The 25721-nt window shown below is 32.5% G+C and carries 16 protein-coding genes and 1 tRNA gene; 7 read left to right on the plus strand and 10 right to left on the minus strand.

Going from position 1 to position 25721, the window contains the following annotated elements:
* Position 1: 1 nt before the first annotated feature.
* Positions 2 to 2848 carry a DNA polymerase I gene (gene polA, locus CLV86_RS12325; RefSeq protein ID WP_121052738.1) on the minus strand — a complete coding sequence of 949 codons (2847 nt, stop codon included), beginning with the start codon at positions 2846 to 2848 and terminating at the stop codon, positions 2 to 4.
* Between the two features lie 248 nt (positions 2849 to 3096).
* Between polA and CLV86_RS12330 the strand changes: the two genes are divergently transcribed.
* Positions 3097 to 3675 (plus strand): PhnA domain-containing protein, encoded by a 579-nt coding sequence (locus CLV86_RS12330; protein ID WP_121052740.1) that lies wholly within the window; start codon positions 3097 to 3099, stop codon positions 3673 to 3675.
* A 52-nt stretch (positions 3676 to 3727) separates the two neighbouring features.
* On the opposite strand, the gene CLV86_RS12335 is transcribed toward CLV86_RS12330, so the two are convergent.
* From CLV86_RS12335 to CLV86_RS12350, 4 genes are all read right to left on the minus strand, one after another.
* A complete protein-coding gene (locus CLV86_RS12335; protein WP_121052742.1) occupies positions 3728 to 4828 on the minus strand; it encodes a DUF4407 domain-containing protein in 1101 nt (366 codons plus the stop codon).
* A 139-nt stretch (positions 4829 to 4967) separates the two neighbouring features.
* Positions 4968 to 7397 (minus strand): M56 family metallopeptidase, encoded by a 2430-nt coding sequence (locus tag CLV86_RS12340; RefSeq protein WP_121052744.1) that lies wholly within the window; start codon positions 7395 to 7397, stop codon positions 4968 to 4970.
* A 2-nt stretch (positions 7398 to 7399) separates the two neighbouring features.
* Positions 7400 to 7765 (minus strand): BlaI/MecI/CopY family transcriptional regulator, encoded by a 366-nt coding sequence (locus tag CLV86_RS12345; protein ID WP_076734273.1) that lies wholly within the window; start codon positions 7763 to 7765, stop codon positions 7400 to 7402.
* A 237-nt stretch (positions 7766 to 8002) separates the two neighbouring features.
* Positions 8003 to 9391, minus strand: coding sequence for a dipeptidase (locus CLV86_RS12350; RefSeq protein WP_121052746.1), 1389 nt, complete (start codon positions 9389 to 9391; stop codon positions 8003 to 8005).
* Between the two features lie 102 nt (positions 9392 to 9493).
* Between CLV86_RS12350 and CLV86_RS12355 the strand changes: the two genes are divergently transcribed.
* A tRNA-Leu gene (locus CLV86_RS12355) sits at positions 9494 to 9575 on the plus strand.
* 249 nt (positions 9576 to 9824) lie between these two features.
* Positions 9825 to 10031 (plus strand): hypothetical protein, encoded by a 207-nt coding sequence (locus CLV86_RS12360; RefSeq protein ID WP_076734271.1) that lies wholly within the window; start codon positions 9825 to 9827, stop codon positions 10029 to 10031.
* 72 nt (positions 10032 to 10103) lie between these two features.
* Here CLV86_RS12360 and CLV86_RS12365 read toward each other — a convergent pair whose 3' ends face one another.
* From CLV86_RS12365 to CLV86_RS12385, 5 genes are all read right to left on the minus strand, one after another.
* A complete protein-coding gene (locus CLV86_RS12365; RefSeq protein WP_121052747.1) occupies positions 10104 to 11024 on the minus strand; it encodes a T9SS type A sorting domain-containing protein in 921 nt (306 codons plus the stop codon).
* Positions 11025 to 11035: 11 nt separating this feature from the next.
* A complete protein-coding gene (locus tag CLV86_RS12370; protein WP_121052749.1) occupies positions 11036 to 13891 on the minus strand; it encodes an alpha-amylase family glycosyl hydrolase in 2856 nt (951 codons plus the stop codon).
* Between the two features lie 116 nt (positions 13892 to 14007).
* On the minus strand, positions 14008 to 15039 hold the full coding sequence (locus CLV86_RS12375) for a SusE domain-containing protein (protein WP_076734268.1): 1032 nt from the start codon (positions 15037 to 15039) through the stop codon (positions 14008 to 14010).
* Between the two features lie 11 nt (positions 15040 to 15050).
* The gene (locus CLV86_RS12380) at positions 15051 to 16949 is read right to left on the minus strand and encodes a RagB/SusD family nutrient uptake outer membrane protein (RefSeq protein WP_147427039.1); all 1899 of its coding nucleotides are present in this window, start codon (positions 16947 to 16949) and stop codon (positions 15051 to 15053) included.
* Positions 16950 to 16960: 11 nt separating this feature from the next.
* Positions 16961 to 19870 (minus strand): SusC/RagA family TonB-linked outer membrane protein, encoded by a 2910-nt coding sequence (locus tag CLV86_RS12385; RefSeq protein ID WP_121052753.1) that lies wholly within the window; start codon positions 19868 to 19870, stop codon positions 16961 to 16963.
* A 270-nt stretch (positions 19871 to 20140) separates the two neighbouring features.
* Here CLV86_RS12385 and CLV86_RS12390 point away from each other — a divergent pair, with 270 nt between their 5' ends.
* The 4 genes from CLV86_RS12390 (at position 20141) to CLV86_RS12405 (ending at position 25713) form a co-directional block, all read left to right on the plus strand.
* A complete protein-coding gene (locus tag CLV86_RS12390) occupies positions 20141 to 21181 on the plus strand; it encodes a LacI family DNA-binding transcriptional regulator (protein ID WP_076734266.1) in 1041 nt (346 codons plus the stop codon).
* A gap of 131 nt (positions 21182 to 21312) precedes the next feature.
* Positions 21313 to 22686, plus strand: a complete 1374-nt coding sequence (locus CLV86_RS12395) for an MFS transporter (RefSeq protein WP_076734265.1) — start codon at positions 21313 to 21315, stop codon at positions 22684 to 22686.
* A gap of 3 nt (positions 22687 to 22689) precedes the next feature.
* Complete coding sequence (gene pgmB, locus CLV86_RS12400; RefSeq protein WP_121052755.1) at positions 22690 to 23346, plus strand: beta-phosphoglucomutase; 657 nt, start codon at positions 22690 to 22692, stop codon at positions 23344 to 23346.
* A gap of 60 nt (positions 23347 to 23406) precedes the next feature.
* Entirely contained in the window at positions 23407 to 25713 is a 2307-nt protein-coding gene (locus CLV86_RS12405) for a glycoside hydrolase family 65 protein (RefSeq protein WP_121052757.1), read from the plus strand.
* Positions 25714 to 25721 lie beyond the last annotated feature (8 nt).

Here is a 25721-nt window from a genome sequence, read left to right on the forward strand (position 1 = left end):
CCTAATGCGCCTCCAGCCAATTCAAACCAGTATCAACCTCAACATCTAAAGGGACTTCCATTTTAAAGGCGTTTTCCATTTCGGTTTTAATTAAAGTAGTCATTTCTTCGAGTTCTGGTTTGTAAACATCAAACACCAATTCATCATGTACTTGCAGTAGCATTTTAGTTTTATAATTACCAGCTTCTAGTTTGTTATAAATGTTAATCATGGCAATTTTAATAATATCGGCAGCACTACCTTGTATTGGTGCGTTTACAGCATTACGCTCTGCTGCACCACGAACTACTGCGTTTCGGCTATTAATATCTTTTAGGTAACGACGTCTGTCTAAAATGGTTTTTACATAACCGTTATCGCGAGCAAAATCTACTTGTTCGCTCATGTATTTTTTAAGCTTTGGGTAGGTTTCGTAATACGTATCAATAAGTTCTTTGGCTTCACCACGAGATAAATCGGTTTGGTTACTTAATCCAAAAGCAGATACACCATATACAATACCAAAGTTTACGGTTTTGGCATTACTACGTTGTGCTCTAGTCACTTCTTCAATTGGTACGCCAAAAACTTTAGAGGCTGTAGACGCGTGTATATCTTCACCATTTTTAAAGGCTTCAATCATGGTTTCCTCTTTACTTAAAGCAGCAATAATACGCAGTTCTATTTGGCTATAATCGGCAGCAAGTAAAGTGTAGTCGTCATTTCTAGGAATAAACGCTTTACGTACTTGGCGGCCACGTTCTGTACGAATTGGAATGTTTTGTAAGTTAGGATTATTACTACTTAAACGTCCTGTTGCAGCAACGGTTTGCATATAATCTGTATGTACGCGACCTGTAGATTCTTCCACTTGTAGAGGTAAAGCATCAACATAGGTACTTTTTAATTTTGCCAGACCACGATATTCTAAAATATTACGAATAATTTCGTGCTCTTTTGCTAATACAGACAGGATATCTTCGCCTGTTTTGTATTGGCCTGTTTTGGTTTTTTTAGGCTTATCGACTAGCTTTAGTTTTTCGAATAAAATAATACCCAATTGTTTTGGTGAAGCAATGTTAAATTCCTCACCGGCAACCTCGTAAATTTTACTTTCTAAGGCTTTTATTTCGTTATCTAAATCGCCAGATAAACTATTTAAAAAGTCTTTATCTAGGTTGATACCTTCTAATTCCATTGCTGCTAGAACGCGTAATAATGGCAATTCGATATCATCAAATAATTTTTGTGTATTGGCTTCGCCTAATTCTTTTTCAAAATGCTCCTTTAATTGTAACGTAATATCGGCATCTTCAACGGCATATTCAGTTTGTTTGTCTAACGGAACATCGCGCATTGATAGTTGATTCTTGCCTTTTTTACCAATAAGTTCTGTAATAGAAATTGGCGTATAATTTAAATAGGTTTCTGCCAGTACATCCATATTGTGGCGCATATCTGGATTTATTAAATAATGCGCTAACATTGTGTCAAACAATGGACCTTTGACTTGCACATTATATTTTGCTAAAACCTTGATGTCGTATTTTAAATTCTGACCAATCTTCTGAATGCTTTTATCTTCAAAAAAACATCGTAATTCTTCGATAATAGCTTGTGTTTCTTGTTTTTCTTCTGGAAATGGTAAGTAGAATCCTTTTCCTGTTTCCCAAGAAAATGCAATACCAACTAACTCTGCTGTTAACGGATTTAAACCTGTAGTTTCTGTATCAAAACACACACTGGTTTGATTCATTAAATTTTTAATGAATAGTTTAGTTGCCATTCCTGGTGCTACACTTTGGTAAAAATGTGAAGTGTTTGAAAGCGTTTTTCGCTCAAAAGCGTTTTCTGAAGTTGTTTCAGTAGTATTTGGATCGCCTCCAAATAAATTAAATTGACCTGCGCCAGCATTATATGTTGGTGTTGTACTTGTAACAGATTTTTCTGCTGTATTTGAATTTGTACTTGCACTTGCAGGCGTATCTTCAGCAAACGTTTTTATAAAATTATCTGTAAGACGCCTAAACTCTAATTCTTGAAAAATTTCTTTTACCTTTTCTATATCTGGTGCATCTAGTTCAAAATCTTTAGCATGAAATTCTACAGGTACATCTAGCATGATTGTAGCTAATTTTTTAGAAAGTAAACCAAGCTCTGCATTGGCCTCTACTTTTTCTTTCATTTTACCTTTTAACTGGTCTGTGTTTGCCAGTAGGTTTTCCATACTGCCAAATTGCGCTAAAAACTTTTTTGCTGTTTTATCGCCAACACCTGGTAATCCAGGAATATTATCACTTGCATCTCCCATCATTCCTAAATAGTCGATGACTTGCAATGGATCTTTTACTTCGAATTTTTTCTGTACTTCTGGTATTCCCCAAGTTTCATAGCCACCACCAAAAACAGGTCTGTACATAAAAATATTGTCGCTTACTAATTGCGCAAAATCTTTATCTGGTGTTACCATAAAAGTTTGGTAGCCTTCTTTTTCGGCTTGTTTTGCTAAAGTTCCAATAACATCATCTGCTTCAAAACCTTCTTTTACCATGATAGGAATATGCATGGCTTCTAAAATTTGACAAATGTACGGGATAGCTGTTTTTATGCCTTCGGGCGTTTCGTCTCTATTGGCTTTATATTCTTCAAACATTTCTACGCGATCTGTGCTACCGCCTTTGTCGAAACAAACTGCTAAAAGGTTAGGTCGTTCACGTTTAATAACGTCTAAAAGTGAGTTCATAAAACCCATAATAGCTGAGGTGTCTTGACCTTTGCTGTTAATTCTTGGGTTTTTTATAAAGGCGTAATAGCCACGAAATATTAAGGCGTATGCGTCTACTAAAAAAACGCGTTTATTGTCTGACATTTGTCTTGTTTTATTTTAATGAGCTTCGAAAAAAAGCATTGTTTTTGTTTAAGTATAAACCTAAACAAAAAATAATATTATAAGTTTTTTTGAAGAGTATAAAATTACAAAAAGTTAAGCTAACTGAGTTTTGATTTATAATTTTAAACCATAAAATATTTATAAATAAAAGCAGATGCATTTTCATAATTCTATTAACCAATAATTTTTTGAAGATATTCCTTACTTTTGCCATACAAATAACAATTATGAGTTTAGAAAGAGAATTAAATAAACGTGCCGATGGACAGTGCGAATTGTGTAAAAACGAAGAGCATTTACAATTATATACATTAGAGCCTAAAAAAGATCAAAGTATTAAAGATACTTTAACGGCATGTAAAACTTGTGTTGAACAAATAGAAAACCCGGAAATTACAGATGCTAACCATTGGCGTTGCCTTAACGAAAGTATGTGGAGTGAACACCAAGCGGTACAAGTTGCTGCGTGGAGAATGTTATCGCGTTTAAGAAAAGAAGGTTGGCCACAAGACTTGCTAGATATGATGTATCTAGAAGAAGATGTACTTGAGTTTGCAAAATCTACAGGAGAAGGAGAGGATGAGGACGATAAATTAATACATAGAGATGTAAATGGTGTTGTTTTAGAGAATGGAGACTCTGTTGTTTTAATTAAAGATTTAAAAGTGAAAGGTTCTAGTATGGTTGCAAAACAAGGAACTGCAGTAAGAAACATACGTTTAGATAGAGAAAATGAAACTTATATTGAAGGTAAAGTAGGTGCAACACAAATTGTGATAATTACTGAATACGTAAAGAAAATATAACAAATTATATATAAGTAAAAAGGCTTACCAAATTAAAGGTAAGCCTTTTTTGTTACAACAGTTTTTTCTGTCCATTGTAAAAAGCATCTGCTTGTAATTGCATAAGTTCTCTTGCTTTTTTACGCTTATACTCATACAATTCCTCTTCCTCTGTAATGTCTTTATAGACTTTGTTGTTTATATTAAAATCTGCCTTTATTGCTAATTTACGTTCTTGAACTTTTTGTTCTACTATAGATTTAATAGCAGTTTCTTGGTCTTCTAACTTAAAATCGTATTCACCTTTTTGGGCTAATAATTTAGCGAATATTGGAGACGTTTCTATAGCTAAAAATAATAAGAAAATAAAAAATGACGGTAGCCATGGTAATGTATTTAAGGCAGTAACACGAGCCATTAAACCATCAAAACCATCAATAATTGGTTGTGTAGTTTCTATTTGCGTATTATAATCTGTTTCAAGTTTAGCTATTGCAGTTTCTATTGCAGTTATTTTTTTATTATTTACTTCCTTTAATTGTTGTAATTCGGTAAGCGCAACATCATGTTTTTCTCGTTTTTCTTTGTAAACAGGACCTTTGCCTAAAAGGTTTGTTCCGGCAGTGCCTTCAGCTTCATTTATATAAATATCATAAAGTGCATTTACTTGAGCTTCTTTTGTGTCAATTTCAGTTTGTAATGCTAAAATATCTTGTTTTAAAGCTTCGGTTTTTGGATTAAATTGAAGTGCTATTTGGTCTTGATTAGCAAGTGTTAAATCATTTTTCTGTTCTAGTAAAACTTGATTAATTTCTTTTTCAAAAATCTTTAATTCTAATGGCTTAGAGATTACAATGGCAATAATTACTGCTAAAAGCAATCTTGGTGAAGCCTGTATAATTTCGTCCATAACATTGTCTCTTTTTTTTATTGTTGAAACAATAAAACGGTCGAGATTAAAAATTAACAAACCCCAAACAAGTCCAAAACCAATAGCGGCGTATAAATTATCGAACACAGTATAGAGTGCGTAACTAGAAGCAATACATGCCATTAATGCTGTAAAAAATACAGTGGCGCCAATACCAGCATATTTATTTTGTTCGCCTATAGCACTATTTTTTAGAATATCTGTGTCTGCTCCAGAGCAAATAATGAAGAATTGTTTTAACATGATTGAGTGATTTGTTTTTTGATTTGATTGATGATTAGATTATTAGAACGTTAAAAGTTGTGTTTTGTTACAAAATTTAACAATAAAAAAAACCTCTTAAAGAAGAGGTTTTTTTTATAAAATGGTTATTTCTATTTTTTTAATTTTCTGTTTTAACCAATTTTCCATTTACTGTTTTTATGCCTTTTTTAGACAGGTGTACAGTAGATTTGCCATTACTGTTATGCATTGAGACATTTAACTTTGGGTTGGCTTCTATAAGCTCTATAGCTTTAGCTTCGGTTATTTTTTCGCCTTCATAAAAGAATTCGCCACCATTAGCTTCCATGCCTTGAAATTGTTGAGATAATGGTCGTGATTGTCTGGCTTCTCTTGCAGCTAATAATTGTTGTCTTCTTGCAATAGTTTTTTGTCTTAAAGCCTCGCTTTTTTCACGCATAACATTTTTTCTTTCTTCGGTTAATGCTCTTCTTTTTGCAATTGCTTTATCTCTGTTTTTTTGGCTATCGCTTATTCTTTTGCCATTTACTATTGTTATTGGTTTAGTAGATAGATGCACTGTAGATTCACCATTGTTTGTTTGGGTTGATATATTAATTTTATTATTGTTTTCAACAAGTACTAAAGCTTGTTCTTTTGTAACTGCGTCTCCATTATAGAAAAAACTAGCCTCTTTTGAATCCATATTTTTAATATGTTCTTTTGGAGAAATTGGTTTTGGAGGTTCTGGAATATTGAATTTATCATCGTCTTTCCAAGTTTTTTTAAACTCAGCAACAATTTTCCCTTTTTGGTAAACCTTAGTTATTTTTTGTCCAGGTATTACTTTGCTACCATCGACTTGAGATTTAGACAATACTTTACCATTACTATCTACTATATAGCCATTGCGGTTATAATATTTAACATCTCCATTAATGTCTACCTTAAATAAAGTGGTGCCATTAACATTTACAAAAGCAGTGTTTCTTTCAAGCGCTCTGCCTATTGGCGCTGCTGGTGGTGCAGGTGGAGGAGGTAATGTTGAAGGTTCACCTTTTTTTACTTTTGGTGGTGCTGGTGGAGCAGGTGGAGGAGGAAAGTTAGGAAAAGGTTCTGCATTCTTTTTTTGGGCATCACTCATTAAATTATATAATTCTTTAATACGATTAAAGTCTTTTAATTTAACTATGTTATTTACTTTTAATTTAGCGTTATAATATTTAGCTAACTTGTTGTATTCTGCAACTTGTTCTGGAGTTGCTTCTTTTTGAGGTTTTTTTGCAGAATAGTTTGCATTATTATTAGAAACATTATCTAATGCAAATGGCGTGTTATTTTTTGAGCGTATAATCTCTTGATTGTAAGCTACAATACGATGGTAACCATAATCTTGAACGGCATTAAAAATAAACCAAACTTCTTTATCTGAAATATCTTTTGGACTATTTACGTGAATGTTTATAATCTTATTTCTTATTTCTTTTGTAATGTCTTGGTGTAATTGATTAATTACATTTTTAAAAGTATTTTTGGTCGCTTTAATACCGTCAATTTCATAATTGCCTTGGCTTAATACTTTTACTGTAATACTTCTGGCAGTATAATTAATTTTATAATCGCCTAGTTTTTGAAGCTCTTGTTTTACATCTGTAAGTGGGTTACTTTGTTGATCTAGATTTTCTTCAGCAAAAACCATAGCAGGAACAACTTCTTTTTCTACCTGTTCTCTTCCGCTAAAGCTAAACAGCAATCCAGCTAAAACAGGAAACAATAATAAACTTCTAAGCCATACAGCTTTTTTTGAGGTTTGTGTTTTCATAATTGTAAATCGTTTTTTGATTAATGAATAATTGATGGCGTGTGCCAATGGAATTTCGTTTGCAGTAGATGTGAATTGAAGCAATGTTTCTTGGTAAGTTGATGAGTCTATACCTTGCTTTAAAACAGCTTCGTCTGCTAGAAATTCGTGATTAAGTTTTATGTCTTTTTTTAAAAAATAGAGTAGTGGATTAAACCAAAATACAACTTGTAGTAACTCTATAAATAAAATGTCTAAAGTATGTTTTTGTTTAGCGTGTGTTTGTTCGTGTAATAATACTTCCTGCGGAATTGCTTTTGCTTCAAACTTTGTTTTGTTTAAAAAAATGTAGCTAAAAAAGGTGTGTGGTACTATAAAATCGTGTAATAAAACTGAAATATAATTACCAGATTTTTGTTTTTCGTTTTTATTTATTTTTGAAATAATACCAATTAAATTTATACAGAATTTTGCTAAAAATAACAATGTGCCCAAACCGTAAATACTCCATAATATAATTGGTAAATAGTTAGTAGATTCTATTGGTAAATGTTCTTCTTCTACTACTAAATTAATTGGTGCAGAATGGTCTACTTGAAAATAAGGAACATTAAATTGTGGTTCTACATATTCTATAAAGGTTATAAAAGGTATTACTGCAGAGACAATTACAGCGCCTAATAAATAGAAGCGTTTAAAGGTGTGAATGGTTAACCGTTCTAAAAAAAGTTTATAGAATGCTAATAAAATTGCCAAACAAGCTGCCGATTTTAAAATTAGTATTTCCATGGTTACTTATTTTTAATTTCTGTATCGATTATTGCGCGTAATTCTTGTAATTCTTCTTTAGATAAATTGGTTTCTTTTGTAAAAAAGGAAGCAAATTGAGAACTGCTATCATTAAAAAAGTTTTTAATAAGTCCGTTTACATGTTTAGAGAAATAATCTTTTTTCTTTACTAATGGATAATATTCTCTTGATTTACCATATAAATTATAGGCTATAAAACCTTTATCTGTCATGCGTTTTAAAAGTGTAGCTACTGTTGTGTTTGCTGGCTTAGGTTCTGGATAGGCTTCAAGTAAGTCTTTCATGAAAGCTTTTTCAAGTTTCCAGAGGTAATTCATTAAATCTTCTTCGGTTTTTGTAAGCTGCATGTTCTACATTTTTAGATTATTCTCTACAAACGTAGAACAAATATTTTAATTCTACAAATGTAGAGTAATATTTATTTTGTAAAGTGTTGATTTGGTGCGTTAAGGATGGAGGCATTGTTGGAGCTCCTCGCAGAGAGCGACTGCCGAGAGCCTGACCAAGACGAGTTTTTTTACTCGTTTTGGTAACGCCATAAAAAAAATCCGCTCTAAATTGTTTAAAGCGGATTTTGTTGTTTTTTATTTAGATAGTTCTACAAAATGTTTGTAAAAGCCTGGTATTGTTTCTATACCTTTTAGGTAGTTCCATACGCCAAAGTGTTCGTTTGGTGAGTGTATGGCGTCACTGTCTAAGCCAAAGCCCATAAGTATGGTTTTACTTTTTAGTTCTTGCTCAAAAAGAGAAACAATAGGAATGCTTCCGCCACTGCGTTGTGGTATTGGCGTTTTTCCAAAGGTATCTTGGTAGGCTTTACTAGCGGCTTGGTAACCAATACTGTCTATTGGTGTTACGTAGCCTTGTCCGCCATGATGTGGATTTACTTTTACTTTTACTCCTTTTGGCGCAATACTTTCAAAGTGTTTTTTAAATAAATTGGTTATGTTTTCCCAATCTTGATTTGGTACTAAACGCATAGATATTTTGGCGTATGCTTTACTTGCTATTACTGTTTTTGCGCCTTCACCAGTGTAGCCGCCCCAAATACCATTAACATCTAACGTTGGTCTAATACTGTTACGCTCGTTTGTTGTGTAACCTTCTTCTCCATAAACAGCGTCGATATCTAAAGCTTTTTTATAATTTTCTAACGAGAATGGTGCTTTTGCCATTTGTGCGCGCTCGTCTTTAGATAGTTCTTCTACATTATCGTAAAAACCAGGAATAGTGATATGGTTGTTTTCATCGTGCAATGAAGCAATCATTTTGGTTAAAACATTAATTGGGTTTGCAACTGCACCACCGTATAATCCAGAATGTAAATCGCGATTTGGTCCTGTAACTTCTACTTCGACATAGCTTAAACCACGAAGTCCTGTTGTAATTGATGGTGTGTCTTTAGCAATCATGCCTGTATCGCTAATTAATATAACGTCGTTACTTAGTTTTTGCTGGTTTTCTTTTACAAATTTTGCAAGGTTTACACTACCAACTTCTTCTTCGCCTTCTATCATGAACTTTACATTACAAGGGAGTTGATTTTGCGTAGTCATAAACTCCATAGCTTTTACATGCATGTACATTTGTCCTTTATCGTCGCACGCGCCACGTGCAAAAATGGCACCTTCTGGATGTAATTGAGTTTCTTTTATTACAGGCTCGAAAGGTGGAGAATCCCATAAATTTATAGGGTCTGGTGGTTGTACATCGTAATGGCCGTATACTAATACTGTTGGTAAGTTTTTATCTATTATTTTATGTGCATAAATAATAGGATAGCCATCTGTCTCGCAAATTTCTACAACATCGCATCCAGCATCTTCTAAACTTTTTGCTACAGCGTCTGCAGTTTTTATAGTATCTTTTTTATATGCAGAGTCTGCGCTAATAGATGGAATTTTAAGTAATTCTATTAATTCTGATAGGAATCTGTCTTTGTTTTTTTCAATGTAAGATTGAATATTTTGCATAGTATTTTATTGAATTTTAGTAAAAGTACAAAAAGAGACAAACTTTTTATGTAAAAGTTTTGTTTGAATATTGAAACTATTTGTATATTTGCACTCACTTTTGCGGGCGTGGTGGAATTGGTAGACACGCTAGACTTAGGATCTAGTGCCGCGAGGTGTGAGAGTTCGAGTCTCTCCGCCCGTACAAATTATAGAAAGCTTCTCTTAATTAGAGAGGCTTTTTTTTGTGCTTTAATTTAGAGTTATGCTTTTTTAATTTTAGAATAATTATTTGTTTTTTTAACACAAAAGTATTCTATTTTATCAATTTGAAGATGTAGTTGTTTTTGTTGAGTTAAAATAGATTATATATATGATAAGTATGTAGTAGTACAGTTCCTTTTTTCTATTGAAATTTGTAGCAAAGTTATTTAGGATATTTTAAATAAATTTTATGAAAAAGCCAATTGAAAATATTCCTGGTCATCCTACAGTTTGGGAACCTATTTCATTTTTTAATTATGAAGTGGATAAAAATGATAAAAAATGTAATAAAAAGAAAAGGATGAAAATGAAAAAAAATAAATTATCTGCTATTTTTAAAAGAATAAGAAACTTCTTTACTGAAACTGCAACTTTTGCAAATACATTTTATGTGTAGTGTTATGGATCATTAAATGTCTAGTTTTAAATATTTAAATTTAAAACTAGACTTAATGAGTAATTATAATAATTAAAGTTTTATAATTTTGGTAGAAGAAATAGCTCCAAACTCGTTTTCTAATTGAGCTATATAAACTCCTTTAGAGAAATTTTCAATATTAAATATAGTTCCTTGTACTAAACCTCCATCAAAGCTTTTAATTAATTTACCAGTAATAGAATAAATATCTAATTTTTTAATTTTTTTGTTTACTGTAAAAGTATTTGAAATTGGATTAGGAAATAATTTTACTTCGTTAAAAGTAAAATTACTAGTGCCTAATGTTTGAGCATAAGTATATTGTGTTGTAGGTTTCCAAAAAATATCTGCATTATTACTACCATTCCAATCGTCTGCAAGATATACAGAGTAACCAGTAATATTTTGATTATTGAGTGTTACATTAAAAATTTCGGCTCCATCGTTAATATCTACAGACATTGTTGTAGGTGAATTTAAAATGAATTTAAATTTAAAATCGTTATAAGTTGTTGATCCATTTATGCTTGATGCGTTTACAACACCTCCATTAGAAACAACTTCCCACGGATCGTTAGCACCACTATTTCCGTTTAAATTAACTTGAACAGCATAATTATTTATTCTGTCTTCCCAACTTGTTGTTGCAGTTGGGTTAGATAGTAATGCTAACCCAATAACGCCATACGAGGCTTGTGTTGCCGAGACGGTAATTGTAAACGAATCTCCAACCTGCATAGTTGTAGTAGTTCCTGATGTTGTTCCATCGGTAGTAAAATTTCTCCAAGCTACAGATTGCTTAGCATTAAAATTAGCCCACATTCCTAATTGGTCTGTAGCATTATCATATTTTCCTCCTCCATCATCAAAAAATGCATTATAGTTAGCTACTCTTTGAGGATAGTTAATTGTAGTTTGAGCATTTAAACTAAAGGCACAAATAAATAGTAATAGTGAATAATATTTTTTCATTGGTTAAAATTTTAATTAATAATTAATCTTTTAGAGGTTGTATTTATACTATTATCTATTTTTAGAATGTATAATCCTTTAGAGATATTTGAAACGTTAAAAGAATGCCCAATTTTAAAATTGCCATTAAATGTTTTAATAAGTTTTCCAGAAATATCGTAAACCTTTAATGAAGAAATTTCTTTATTAATTGAGAATGTATCTTTAGTAGGATTTGGATAAAGTGTTAATTTATTGTCTAATTCATTATCTATTGTAGATAGTGTTTGAGAGTTTTTATTTCCGTACATTTTAAACTGTCCAGCGTCAACAGGTATAGGTGTGTTAACATTAGTTACATTAATTGTAGTATTACCAGTAGGATCCATTAAATCGTACCAAGTACCGGTATAAGGAAAGTTAGGAACAATGTTTTGATTATTGACATCGAAATTAGCTAATACAACAACGTTTTTTAGTCCAGTAGAAGGTAGAGTATCGTCCCAAATATAAATTTTTGGTGTTAGACTGTTATCTGTTTGGTTTATGGAATAGTTTCCTTCAAAAACGTCTTCTTGTGTTTTTAAAATATTTAATAGAGCCCAGTCGTTGTATATTTTATTTCTATTAACATCGGCCAACCAGTTATTGGTCCATTGTGGTTGAGGTTTTGTATCTAATTTACAATCGCCAATACCGTCTGCGTCACCTGGCTCGTTTACCGTGCCATTGTTGCAAGTAAAAATAGAATTTTCCATACCTAATGCTCCAAAATGCCAAATCATTTTTGGTCCTGGAATAGTTAAGGTTACTGCTCCTAAAGCAGACATTCTTGATAATGCAGTGTTTAAATCTCTTACATCATGAGAGCTATTACTTTGGTTTCCAAATTGAAGATTTTTATACATTAATCGTTCTTCATCATGACTTTCTGCATATCCTACTAATCTTGGTGCGTTAAAGTTTCTACTGTTATGGCCAACACCGTTAATATCATTATTAGAATTATAACCCATAGTTAATTGATTAAAATTCTCAGTCATTTTTCCCCAAAGCATAATGCCTTTATCTTCATTAACTCTATAGTCTGCCCATTCTTTTTCTTCTTGATTACCTCCTAAATGTTCAAAAATAACATAGTGTGTTTCATCTTGAAGCCAAGAATGGTCTGCATAGTCTTTTAAGATAGCTACTCTATCTGATCTATAACCATTTGTGCAAGTTTCGTCACTAGCGGTACATTGTTGTGTAAAACCTTTTGTTAAATCCCAACGAAAACCATCAATTTTAAAATTGTTAATCCAATGTTCTATTACGCGCTTTACATATTCTTGGGTTCTTATATTTGAGTGATCAAAATCCGAACCTACGCTGTAGCTGTGTTTTGCTTCTTCATTAAAATATGGGTTTTCACTACTTGGTTCTCCCCAACCATCATTATCTGGATCGTTCATCCACATACGTACCATTGGATTTCTACCAAAAGCATGGTTTAAGGCAACATCTAAAATAACTGCAATACCATTTTGGTGGAAAGTGTCTACAAGTTCCTTAAATTTTTCTTCTGTTCCATAAAATTTATCTAATGCCATATGGAAAGAAGTATTGTATCCCCAACTTTCATTGCCTTCAAATTCCATTACAGGCATAAGTTGAATGGCGTTAATATTTAGATTTTTAAAATAATCAATCTTATCTATTAAATCTTGAAAGTTTCTATCGGCATCAAAATCTCTTATTAATACTTCGTAAATTATTAAGTCTTCTTTTTTTGGTTTTTGAAAATCTGTTACTTGCCATGCATACGGAGTTTGCCCAGTTTGTAAAACAGTAACTTCTCTTTCTTGTTCAGTTGGGTAAGATGGTAAATTAGGATAGGTATTATTTGATATGTATGGATCATCGTATGGAGACAGAACCAACGTAGAGTAAGGATCTGCCGTTTTAACCATGGACGGAGAATTAGTAATAGGCGATTGGTCTACAACCCAATATTGATAAGTTTCAATTTGATTAGCTGTTAATCCAGTAAGTTCTAACCAAAACTTATCTGATGCTGTATCTTTTTTCATTGCATATGTAGCATCTGGATTCCAATTATTAAAACTTCCTGCTACATAAACAAAATCTTTATTTGGAGCTTCTAAAACTAGTGTTGCAGTAGTATTACTTGTATAATTTATACCATTTTTTAAACCACTTGGGATGGCTTGGTTTTGAGTGTTGTTTACTAAAATATCAAATTCTCTAGTAATTGTAGTGCCTCCTTGAGTTATAATTAATTCACAATTTTGATTTTCTGTTATATTAGAATAATAAAAACTATAAAACGAGGTTGTAGACGTATTTATAGTTGTGCCGTTTGCCTTAAATTCGTAATTGGCAGTACCATTTGTGTTTTGAGCTAATATTTGTGTTCCGCTTCCAGAATTAACTACAATTGTACCGTTATTATCGGTTGGATTTATCATTGTTACTTGAAAAGAACCAACTGCAATTTGTAAGTCTGTGGTTTGTTGTGAAGCATCTGCACTTCTAAGAACAATATTAATAGCTGTAATAGTCCCAGAGTTAGTATAGTTATAATAATTTTTAATAGTTGGTGTTAAATCTAATTTATAGATATTTCCAGATACTAATGTTAGCGTAGGTTGAGTGGTATTGTTTCCCCAATCTCCAATTACGTTTTCCCAATTTGAAGTATCGTCTATAGTTACACCTGTATGTGCATAAATTGTTCCTGAATAAGTTTCTAAACCAGTTCCAGTTTTATCGAACAATAGTGTTGCGGAATCTGTTTCGTCTGGAGATGTGCTACCTTGCCAAGATAGCTGTGCGTATGAAATAAATACGCAAAGGAATAGCAGTAAAGATAATATTTTCTTCATTTTTATAGGTTTTAAAACGTAAAATAAATGTTAGTTGAGATAAAAAAAGCCTATTTAGTTTTTACAAGTAAATAGGCTTTAAAGGTTTTATTTAATACAATATTTAATAGATAAGATTACTCTACTTCTTCTAGCGTATAAGTTTGATTAAACAGGTCCATAGTAACTTTGTAATTTCCTGCAGTGACAATAATATTATCTCCGCCAGAGTCTAAAGTGCCATCTACACCAGTGTCTCCAAAGTTATTTCCCCAATCATTATTTAATCTAAACTTTAACTCTCCATCTACTAAAGTTACATAGGTTATATAAATGTCGTTTCCAGCTGGATACATTGGCCAGTCTGTGCCGTCCCATCCATTAGGAGTAGAGTCTCCTACTAATCCCCAGATATCTTCACTAGAAGCATCTTCTAATGTATAAGTAAGGGCATTTAAATTAAAGGTAACATAATATGTTCCAGCAGTTACAGCTATATTATCTCCGCCACCTTCTAAAGTACCATCTGCACCAGTATCTCCATAATTTACTGTCCAATCATTATTTTCTCTAAATTTAATTTCTCCATCAATTAAATATATATATGTTGCAAATACACCTTCCGTATCTGTTTTATAGAAAGGAACATCTGGTCCATCCCATGAGTTTGGTGTTGCACTACCAACAATACCCCAATTAGTACTTAGGTCTGAAAGTGCAGGATAAGGTGTCACAGTTAAATTAACAGCTTCAGAATAAACACTAGTTACTGTACTTAATTGAACTTCAAGTTTAAGTTGTACTTGAGATTCTTCATTAGGTGGTAATTCTAATGCTATTAGTAAGGAATTTAATTCTTGAGCAGTGAATGTTTTTTCTAAAGGCATAGTAGCTGTAGAACTTTGCGCAGATGAAAAATCACCGTTATTAGTATCTACTAAAACTTTATATGCAATTGGCGCAGCATTAAAACCAAAATCTGGAGCTGTCCAAGTTACTGTTAAAGCTTCTTGGTCTGCGTTAGCTTCTGTTAAAACTACTTCGTTTTCAGATAGCGTTACTAACGGTATTCCGTTGTTGTTTAATTCTGTTATTTCCGTATCATCGCAACTCACAAAAAGAGTTGCAATGCATAACGAAAGGACTAATTTATAAAATATGTTTTTCATTTTAATAGTTATTAATACCCTTCATTTTGAGAAAGGTTTGGGTTAACTGTTATAATACTGTTTGGTAAAGGAAATAGGTTTCTATAATTTGCAACAGAAGTTCCTTGAGGACTATTACCTTTAAATGGCCATAGGTATGCGTCTGTTGTAAAATAATTGTAACGTATTAAATCTGTACGTCTTTGTCCTTCCCAATATAATTCTCTTGATCTTTCGTCAAGTATAAAGTCTAAAGTAATGTCTCCGCTTGATACGTTAGCGCCTGGACCTCCATTTGCTCTTTCAATTAATTCGTTAATTTTTGTTGTAGCTAAATTTAAATCACCGCCACCGCCACCTCGAAGAGTTGCTTCGGCATAGTTTAAATAGATTTCTGCTAATCTAATTAAAGGAAGATCTGTGTCTACAAAATCTCCACCAGAATCAACACCTTGGTCACCATTACTGTCAATGTTTTTAAATTTAGTAACTGCATATCCATCTGTAAACTCTGAAATATCTTCGATTTCTAAATTTTGGCCATCTGCATAAAACATTGCACGTTGATCGCTAGTAGGAGTAAATGAAGTAATTGAATATGTAAGCGCATCTAAATCTAAAGTAATATAATATGTTCCTGCAGTAACTGCAATATTCTCTCCTCCTGATTCTAGTGAACCATCTGCGCCATTATCACCATAATTGTTTCCCCAATCTTCGTTAAATCTGAATTTTAAGAAACCATCTGTTAATTCTGTATATAGCGCATATTGATTTGTACCAGTTTGGTACATTTCTGTATCGGGACCTGTCCATCCGTTTGGTGTTCCGTCTCCTACAATTCCCCAATCTGACTGTGTACCTAATGCATTATTTAAATCTGCGATACTTAATTGCGGGAATTTTTCTACTAAGCTTTTAGTTGTTCTAAGGCCTGCCCAACCACCATTTACACCAAATTCTGTTGCATCCATTGCTCCTCCAATTGCAGCGTGTACTAAAAAAGTAGAACCACCATAGGTTTGAGATCTAAGACCATCGAAATTTAAAGTGAATATAAATTCGTTTTGAGCACCGTTAGTATCGTTGTCTGCTAAGAATAATTCATCATAAGCAGTTCCGTTACCATTAGCGTCATTTGTATTAATACTATAAGTAGAATTTATAACATTGTTAGAATATGTTACACAGTCTGTGTAACGAGATGTTCCTGTCCACACTTCTGCATTTAGGTATAATTTAGATAATAATGCCCAGGCAGCAACCTCGTCTACTCTTCCATATTCGTTTGATCCACTTTGACTTAAGATGTTTTGAATTTCTAATAATTCAGATTCTACAAAGTTAAATAGTTCTAGTCTTGATGCTTGTTGTGGTAAATCTGTTGATACTTCTGTAACAAGTGGTACATTACCATATAAATCTATTAAATTGTAATAAGCAAAGGCTCTTAAAAATCTTGCTTCGGCAATGAAAGTTTGTACTTCAATTTCTGATAATGCACTAGCATTTTCTATAAACGAGTTACAAAATGAAACTTCTTGTGCAAGTCTATAATACATTGCTTCAGTAAAATCGTTTCCTCCAGACCAATATTGCCCGTGTAAATCTGGTAAACCTGCGTCTCCCCAACCAACAACTGCGTGATCTGTAGTTAATTCATTTAAATTAAAAAGCATTCTAGAGTATTGTGAAAAACCTTCATCGATATCTGCAATATCTGCCTGCCCAGATGGACCTTGTTGACCTGTAAGTGCTAAACTAGCATACAACTTTGCTAATGCTCCTTTAGCTTCAACTGCATTTGCAAAAACGTCTTCTTCCGTAAAACTATCTGGATCGATAGGTGACTGATCTAAATCGTCGTGGCATGCTATTAGACCTAAGGCTAATACCATGAGTGCCATTAAATGTTTAAGTTCTTTTTTCATTTTCATTTTTTTTAAAAGTCAATATTTACACCCATTACAAATGATCTAGGTCTTGGATAAAAGTTATTATCGATTCCTAGATTGATTTCTGGATCTAAGCCATCGTAATCTGTTACTGTTAATACATTTTGTAAAGATCCATAGAATCTAAATGTTGTATTTTTTAATTTATCTAAAGTATAACCAATAGTAATATTATCTATTTTAAAGAAAGATGCTTCTTGTATAAAATGATCACTTACGGCTGTGTTACCATCTATTACAGTAAAACCTGTATTGTAGTAATCTGTATGTATGTTAGATAAAATGCTGTTATTAGTTGCATTTGCTAAAACACCTCTATTTGCTTGAACATCGTTATACATATAGTTTCCTAAACTTGCTCTTGATTGTAAAGAGAAATCCCAATTTTTATAGCTTACATTAGTATTAAAGCCCATTAAAATATCTCCAAATGGGTCTTCTTTAATGTATTTATCATCATCATTAATAATGTTATCTCCGTTTCTATCTACAAATACACCTTCTAATGGTGTTCCTGAAGCATCATAAACTTGCTCAAAAACATAAAAACTATTTGCAGATTCACTTTCTCTGTGTATTTGAACGGTATTACCAACACCTGTAGATATTCCACCTTTAGGTTGGTCAACTGATAATTTAGTAATTTCATTATCGTTAAAGGCTATGTTATAGTTTATCGACCATTCAAAATCATCAGTTCTAACAGGTACTACATTTAGATTTAATTCTAAACCTTTGTTTTCCATGTTACCTATATTTTTATCAACTCTGTTTGCAAAATTAGTAAACGGATCCACCAAAGCATCAGCTATAAGATCATTTGTTTCCTTTATATAAGCGTTGATAGAACCTGATATGCGTCTATCAAGAAAAGCATAGTCTAACCCTAAGTTAAATGTTTTACCAATTTCCCAACGTAAGTCTTCATTAATTACTTCTGGTCTATAAGTTTGGTAAAATTGACTTCCAAATTGGTAGTTAGCTGTATCTGTACTTCCTAGGTATCTAGTTAAAAATTGATAGTCTCTTAATCCATTAACATTTCCTACTTCACCATAACCAACACGTAATTTTAATTCATTAAAGAATGAATCTTGCATAAAATCTTCGTTATGAATACTCCAGGCAGCAGCTACAGATGGAAAAATTCCCCAACGATCATTTGGATTTAATTTAGATGAAGCATCTGCTCTTACAGAAGCAGTTATATAGTATTTACTGTCGTAATCGTAATTTGCTCTACTGAAATAAGATAATAAAACATTTTTAGATTTGTCAATAAATTCAAATTGATTACCATCTTCTTCTGCTTCACTATCATAACTAAAGTTGTCGTATTCAAAAGATTGGTAGGCATAACCACCTGCAACTGTTAAATTATGAACATCTTTAAACGTATTTTTATATGTTAAGTAAGCATCAAAAATCTTATTGTCAGAATTTTGAATGTAGCTTGATCTTGATCCGTTAAAAGTATCATCTGCTGTGGGTATAAATTCTGAAGTAATAGTTCTGCCATGACTATTGGAAGTATCATAACCAACATTTATTGTTGCTGTGAAATTCTCAAAACCATGTATTTTATAATCAAACTTAGCGTTTCCAACAAGTCTTCTTACTTCTGCAGTGTCATCTTTTAAATCTAATAAGGCTATAGGATTAGTTGGAGCTAAACTGTTTTGATTACCTGTTCCAGCATCTAACCAAGCAAAATAACCTGCATATTCAGAGCTTGGATCGTAGATTGATTGTGTTGGATCAAAACCTATTGCACTTCCTATAGCTCCTCTATCTGCAAAAGTATTTTCGGTATACATTGCTCTTGCATTTAACTCAATATTTAAATGGTCGTCTAATAGGCTAGGAGTTAAGTTTAAAGAAGCAGTAGTACGTTGTAAATTATCAGTTTTTAATATTCCTTCATGTTCAGAATAACCAATTGAAGCTCTCATAGGTATACCAAAAGCGCTACCTAATGCACTAAAATTATGATCTTGACCAAATGCTGTTCTATATATTTCGTCTTGCCAGTTTGTATCTGCATTTCCTAATAATGCAATTTCCGATGGTGATCCTATGTCATTTATTAACGTTCTAAATTGGTTAGAAGATAATACATCAATATCGTCTACAGGACTATAAACTGTAGTTTGAGAACTAATATTAAATTTAAAATCGTTATTTTTTCCTTTCTTGGTTGTAATTAAAATTACACCGTTTGCTCCTCTAGACCCATAAATAGCTGTAGAAGATGCGTCTTTTAAAACTACAAAGGTTTCAATATCGTTTGGATTAATAAAGTTTAATGGGTTTCTAGATCCGCCAACACCTCCATTATCTAATGGGATTCCATCGACTACAAATAGTGGTTGAGTAGTTAAAGATAAAGAACCGGCTCCACGAATATTAATGCTTTGCCCATCTCCAGGAGCTCCACTACCAGTTGTTACATTTACACCTGCCACTTTACCACTAATAAGAGCTTGAGCAGATACTATAGGTCCTTTGTTAAAATCTTCACTGGTTAACAAATCTGTTGTTCCAGTTAAGTCTTCTTTTTTTACACCTCCATATCCAATTAAAACGACTTCGTCTAGCTGAGAAGCGTCTTCAGCTAAAGCAACGTTTAAATTAGTTTGGCCAGAATATGTAATTTCTTGAGCGGTATAGCCTACGTAAGAAAATTCTAAAACATCTCCATTTTTAACAGATATTTCATATTTACCATCAAAATCTGTTGACGTACCACTATTTGTACCTTTAACAATTACATTCACTCCAGGTAGAGGAAGTGATGATGATTGTTCTGTAACTGCTCCCGTTATTGTAGTTTGTGCTAATGCGATTGCAGGTAACACACATAAAATGAACAGTATACTTTTAAAAATTGTTTTCATACAATATTATTAAGTTAGTTATTTTAAATTTTAACTTATATTTTTACTTCTCGAGGTTAAATCTATGTAAATATTATGTTAATATTACGAGAGCCTTATATTTTATGGGCTACGCAAACGTTTTCGTGTTGACAACTTTTTTTTTAAGATGATAAATTGGCAAAAAAACAGCCCTTTTTTCTTTTTTTTGTGTATTTATCCAAACAATTTTAATAAATGAACAATTAATCCTCGTATTTTTGAGATTATTGAAATGACTTAACTATAATTATGAAACGAAAAGTAACCTTAAAACAAATAGCAAAGGAATTAGATGTGTCTATTTCTACAGTATCTAAAGCACTTAGAAATAGTGTGGAAATTAGTGAAGATACACGCTTAAAAGTTCAGGCTTTTGCTAAGCTATATAATTATAGACCTAATAATATTGCACTGAGTTTAAAAAATAGAAAGACAAAAACTATTGGAATTATTATTCCAGAAATTGTACACCATTTTTTCTCTAAAGTAATTAGTGGTATAGAATCTGTAGCTAATAAAAGAGGTTATAATGTTATTGTAGGATTATCAAACGAGTCTTTTGCAAAAGAGGTTATAAATATGGAGATGCTTGCAAATGGAAGTATCGACGGATTTATTTTATCTATAGCTAAAGAAACATTACAGCAACAAGATTATCATCATTTTACAGAGACTATAAATCAAGGTATGCCTATTGTTATGTTTGATCGTGTTGTTAATGATATAAAATGTGATAAAGTAATAGTTGATGATTCTCAAGGTGCAAAACTTGCGGTTAATAAGCTAATTGAAAACGGCTGTAAAAACATAGCAATTGTAACAACCAAGGATTATGTAAGTGTTGGTAAATTAAGAACACAAGGCTATTTAGAAGCGTTAGAAGATCATAAAATTGATCCAAAAGCTAGTTTAATTTTAAAGGTGCATGACCAATTATTATCTGAAGATCATCTCGATTCTTTAGAAATAGAAATTGATAATTTGTTTAAAAATAATAAAAATATTGATGGCGTTTTTGCTGTAAACGAGCTGTATGCAATTACTGCAATGAAGGTTGCTAGAAAGCTTGGGTTAAAAATTCCTGAAGACTTACAAATTGTTGGTTTTACAGATGGAGTATTGTCTAAACATGCTGTTCCTGCCTTAACTACAGTCAGTCAACATGGTAAGAAAATAGGCGAAAAAGCAGCCGAATTATTAATAAATAATTTAGAAAGAGAAGATGAAGAAGACTATGCAGAAACTGTTGTGATTGAAACAGAATTAATAGAACGTAAGTCGACAAAATAAAAAAAAATCTTTGCTCAATTAAAATCTTTTATATCTTTACAGCATTCAAAACATATATTTTTACTTCTCAGGTAATATAGTTTTGATGAGTAAATGCTTGTCAAAATAGTAATAATTTAAACTTACTATTTATGAAAAAGCGTACCCTTGGTTTTTGGGAAATCTGGAACATGAGTTTTGGTTTCTTAGGAATTCAATTTGGTTTTGCACTGCAAGGAGGCTTCATGTCTCGAATATTTCAAACATTAGGAGCAAGTAAAGATGAAATCCCATTACTATGGATTGCAGCACCTTTAACAGGTTTGCTAGTTCAACCCATTATTGGTTACATGAGTGATCGTACTTGGAGTAACAAATGGGGAAGACGACGTCCTTATTTTTTAATAGGAGCTATCTTAAGTTCCTTAGCACTATTTTTTGTGCCTTATTCTCCAGCACTTTGGGTTGCAGCAGGATTTTTATGGATATTAGATGCTTCCATTAATGTGTCAATGGAGCCGTTTAGAGCACTTGTCGCAGATAAACTTCCCGAATCTCAACGCTCGTATGGCTTTGTAGTTCAAACGTTAATTATTGGTATTGGTACTTGGGTAGCAAGTAATTTACCTTGGATGGTATCAAAATTTGGAGTTAGTGACGCTGCAGATTTAGGTGTTATTCCAGATTCTGTAAAAATTGCATTTGCCATTGGTGCATTCGTGTTTTTGCTAAGTATTCTCTACACTGTGTTTACTACAACAGAATATCCTCCAGAAGACATGGAAGAGTTCGAACGTGAAAAAGCTAAAAAGAATAACTTCATTCCAGACATTTTAAACAACATTGGTAATATGCCACTAACCATGAAAAAATTAGGAGTCATCCAATTCTTTTCTTGGTTTGCATTTTTTACTATGTGGAGTATGGCTAATCCAGCACTAACTGAGCATGTATTTAATACACCAGCTCCAATAGAAAGTGCTTTTGATATGGCAGATACAGTACAAAAAGCAGCGTTTGATACGCAAAACACAGCGTTCCAAAAATCATCAAATTTAGTAGGTTCTGCAATGGGAATTTACGGTTTATCATCTATGGCTTTTGCATTACTATTAGTAGTATACACTTCAAAAAGGCGCATCAACCGTAAGCTAGTGCATATGGGATCTCTAATTTTAGGAGGTATTGGTTTCCTTGCTATGTATTACGCTTCGCCAGAACAACTAAAATATTGCTTTGTGTTAATAGGTTTTGCTTGGGGAAGTATTTTATCTATGCCTTACGCCATGTTATCAAGTTCTGTAGACCCTAAAAAAATGGGAGTTATTATGGGAATTTTCAACATGTTTATAGTAATTCCACAAATTATTGCTGCCTTAGGCGGAATCAACTTTGTCTCTAGTTTATTAGGAGAAGAAGCCATTAATGCAATGACAGTTGCAGGAATAAGTTTAATAATTGCAGGACTTTGCAACTTATTAATCACAAACAAAAACGCAATTACGTATCAAGCTGAAGAAATATAAATAATGAATAAAAAAGGATTCATATTCGATTTAGATGGTGTTATTGTAGACACTGCAAAATATCACTTTTTAGCTTGGCAAAACCTTGCTAAAAGTATAGATATAGATTTTACACACGAGCAAAACGAACAACTTAAAGGTGTTAGCCGAGTAAAATCATTAGAAAAAATACTGAATTGGGGAAATAAAACCATTTCAGAAGAACTGTTTACATCATTAATGGGTAAAAAAAATGAAGAGTATCTAAGCTTCATTGCAAAAATGACTGATGAAGAAATTTTACCAGATGTACCAAGAGTATTAGATTATTTAATAGAAAAGGCACAGCCAATTTCCTTGGGTTCTGCAAGTAAAAATGCACGACCAATTTTAGAGAAAGTCAATTTACTTTCCAAATTTGACGCTATTGTTGATGGTAACGATGTTAGTAAAGCAAAACCAGATCCAGAAGTATTTTTAATTGCAGCACAACATTTAAACATGAAACCAGAAGATTGTATTGTGTTTGAAGATTCTGTAGCTGGTGTTCAAGCTGCAAATACTGCAAATATGATTTCAATTGGAATTGGTGAAAAAGACGTATTACATGAAGCAGATTACATTTTTTCAGATTTTACTGAAATTGAAAATAGCTTTATAGAAGAATTAATAAATAGATAAAAAATGTTGAAAGTCACGCTTATTTTATCCGAAGTGATTTTCATCAAAAAAATATAAAAAATGAATCAAGATTATATACAACCAGACAATTGGTCTATAATTGAAGAAGGCTTTGATAAAGAAAGAGTAAAGTCGTCAGAAAGTTTATTTAGCATCGGAAATGGTGCTATGGGACAACGTGCTAATTTTGAAGAACAATACACAGGTTCAACATTTCAAGGAAGCTACATTGCAGGCGTTTATTATCCTGACAAAACCAGAGTGGGTTGGTGGAAAAATGGTTATCCAGAGTATTTTGCTAAAGTATTAAATGCTCCAAATTGGATAGGTATTAATGTTGAAATTAATGGAGAACAACTCGATTTAAATAGCTGTGTTTCGGTTTCTAATTTTAGAAGAGAACTTAACATGCAAGAAGGTTGGTTGTCTAGATCGTTTACTGCAACGCTTCAAAATAAATTAGAAATTGAAGTGAAAGCACTTCGTTTTTTAAGCTTAGATTTAGATGAAGTTGGAGCTATAAATTACCAAGTAAAACCTTTAAATGGAGAAGCGACTATTAAGTTTCAACCGTATTTAGATTCAGGTATTACAAATGAAGATACCAATTGGGATGACCAATTTTGGGATACTTTAAACGTAAGTACAGAAAACGAGCAAGCATTTATTGAAGCCAAAACCATGAAAACAGCTTTTCATACTTGTACATTTATGCAGTCTTCGGTTTTTGTAAATAAGACAAAACAAGAACAAACACCAAAAGTAGATAAACAAGCAAACACTGTTTCATTTACGTATACAGTTTCTGTAAATTCAGGCGAAACTGCAAGCATCCAAAAGTTTGGTGGTTATACAGTAGATAGAAATCACGATAAGAATCAGTTAGTTGCTGCAGCTAAAAAAGCACTAGATACTGCTTCAGATTTAGGATTCAATGCACTTTTAAATAATCAAAAAGAGGCTTGGTCAAAAATCTGGGAAATGTCAGACATTACCATCAATGGTGATGTAAAAGCACAACAAGGTATTCGTTTTAATATTTTCCAATTAAATCAAACCTATTTAGGGAAAGATTCTACCTTAAACATTGGACCAAAAGGATTTACAGGTGAAAAGTATGGAGGAAGTACCTATTGGGATACTGAAGCATATTGTATTCCTTTTTATATGGCTACCAAAGACCAACAAGTAGCTCGAAGCTTACTGCAATATCGTTATAATCACTTAGAAAAAGCGATTGAAAATGCAGAGAAATTAGGCTTCAAAAACGGAGCAGCATTATATCCAATGGTAACCATGAATGGTGAAGAATGCCATAACGAATGGGAAATTACCTTTGAGGAAATCCACAGAAATGGAGCTATCGCATTTGCTATTTTTAACTACTATCGTTACACAGGAGATTACAGCTATATTCCAGAAATGGGATTAGAAGTGCTTATTGGTATCGCTAGATTCTGGCAACAACGTTCTACTTTTTCTACAGATAAAAACAAGTATGTTATTTTAGGTGTTACTGGTCCTAATGAGTACGAAAACAACATCAATAATAACTGGTATACCAACTATTTAGCAAAATGGTGTATCGATTATGCATTAGAGCAAATCGAAAAAGTAAAAGAAGGTCATCACGAAGATTATTTACGTATTGTTGGAAAAACAAAGATTACTCACGAAGAGTTACATGCTTGGAAAAAAGTAGCAGATAATATGTTTTTTCCTTATTCTGAAAAATACCAAGTATACTTACAACAAGATGGTTTTTTAGATAAAGAATTAATTACGGTTGCCGATTTACCAAACGAAGATAGACCAATAAACCAAAAGTGGAGTTGGGACAGAATCTTACGTTCGCCTTACATCAAACAAGCAGATACGTTACAAGGTTTTTACTTCTTTGAAGATCAATTTTCAACCGAAGAATTAAAACGTCATTTCGATTTTTACGAGCCATTTACAGTACATGAAAGCTCATTGTCACCTTGTGTACACAGTATTCAAGCTGCTAAATTAGACCAAATGGAACAAGCGTATACGTTCTATTTACGTACCTCTCGTTTAGATTTAGACGATTATAATAAAGAGGTAGAAGAAGGCTTACACATTACCAGTATGGCTGGAACTTGGATGAGTATTGTAGAAGGTTTTGGTGGTATGCGTGTTAAAAACGATACGCTACATTTTGAACCTCGTATTCCTAAAGAATGGAAAGCATATTCGTTTAAAGTAAACTTTAGAGATCAAATTTTGAAAGTGAATGTGTCACAAGCTGAAACAACTTTCGAGCTAGAAGGTAATACAGATTTAAACATAATAATAAATAGTAATCCCTTAACTATTTCACCAAATAACTTGGTGAAAATTTAAAACTAAAC

Origin of the sequence: Lacinutrix venerupis, assembly GCF_003663945.1 — a bacterium.
Taxonomy (GTDB): Bacteria; Bacteroidota; Bacteroidia; order Flavobacteriales; family Flavobacteriaceae; genus Lacinutrix; species Lacinutrix venerupis.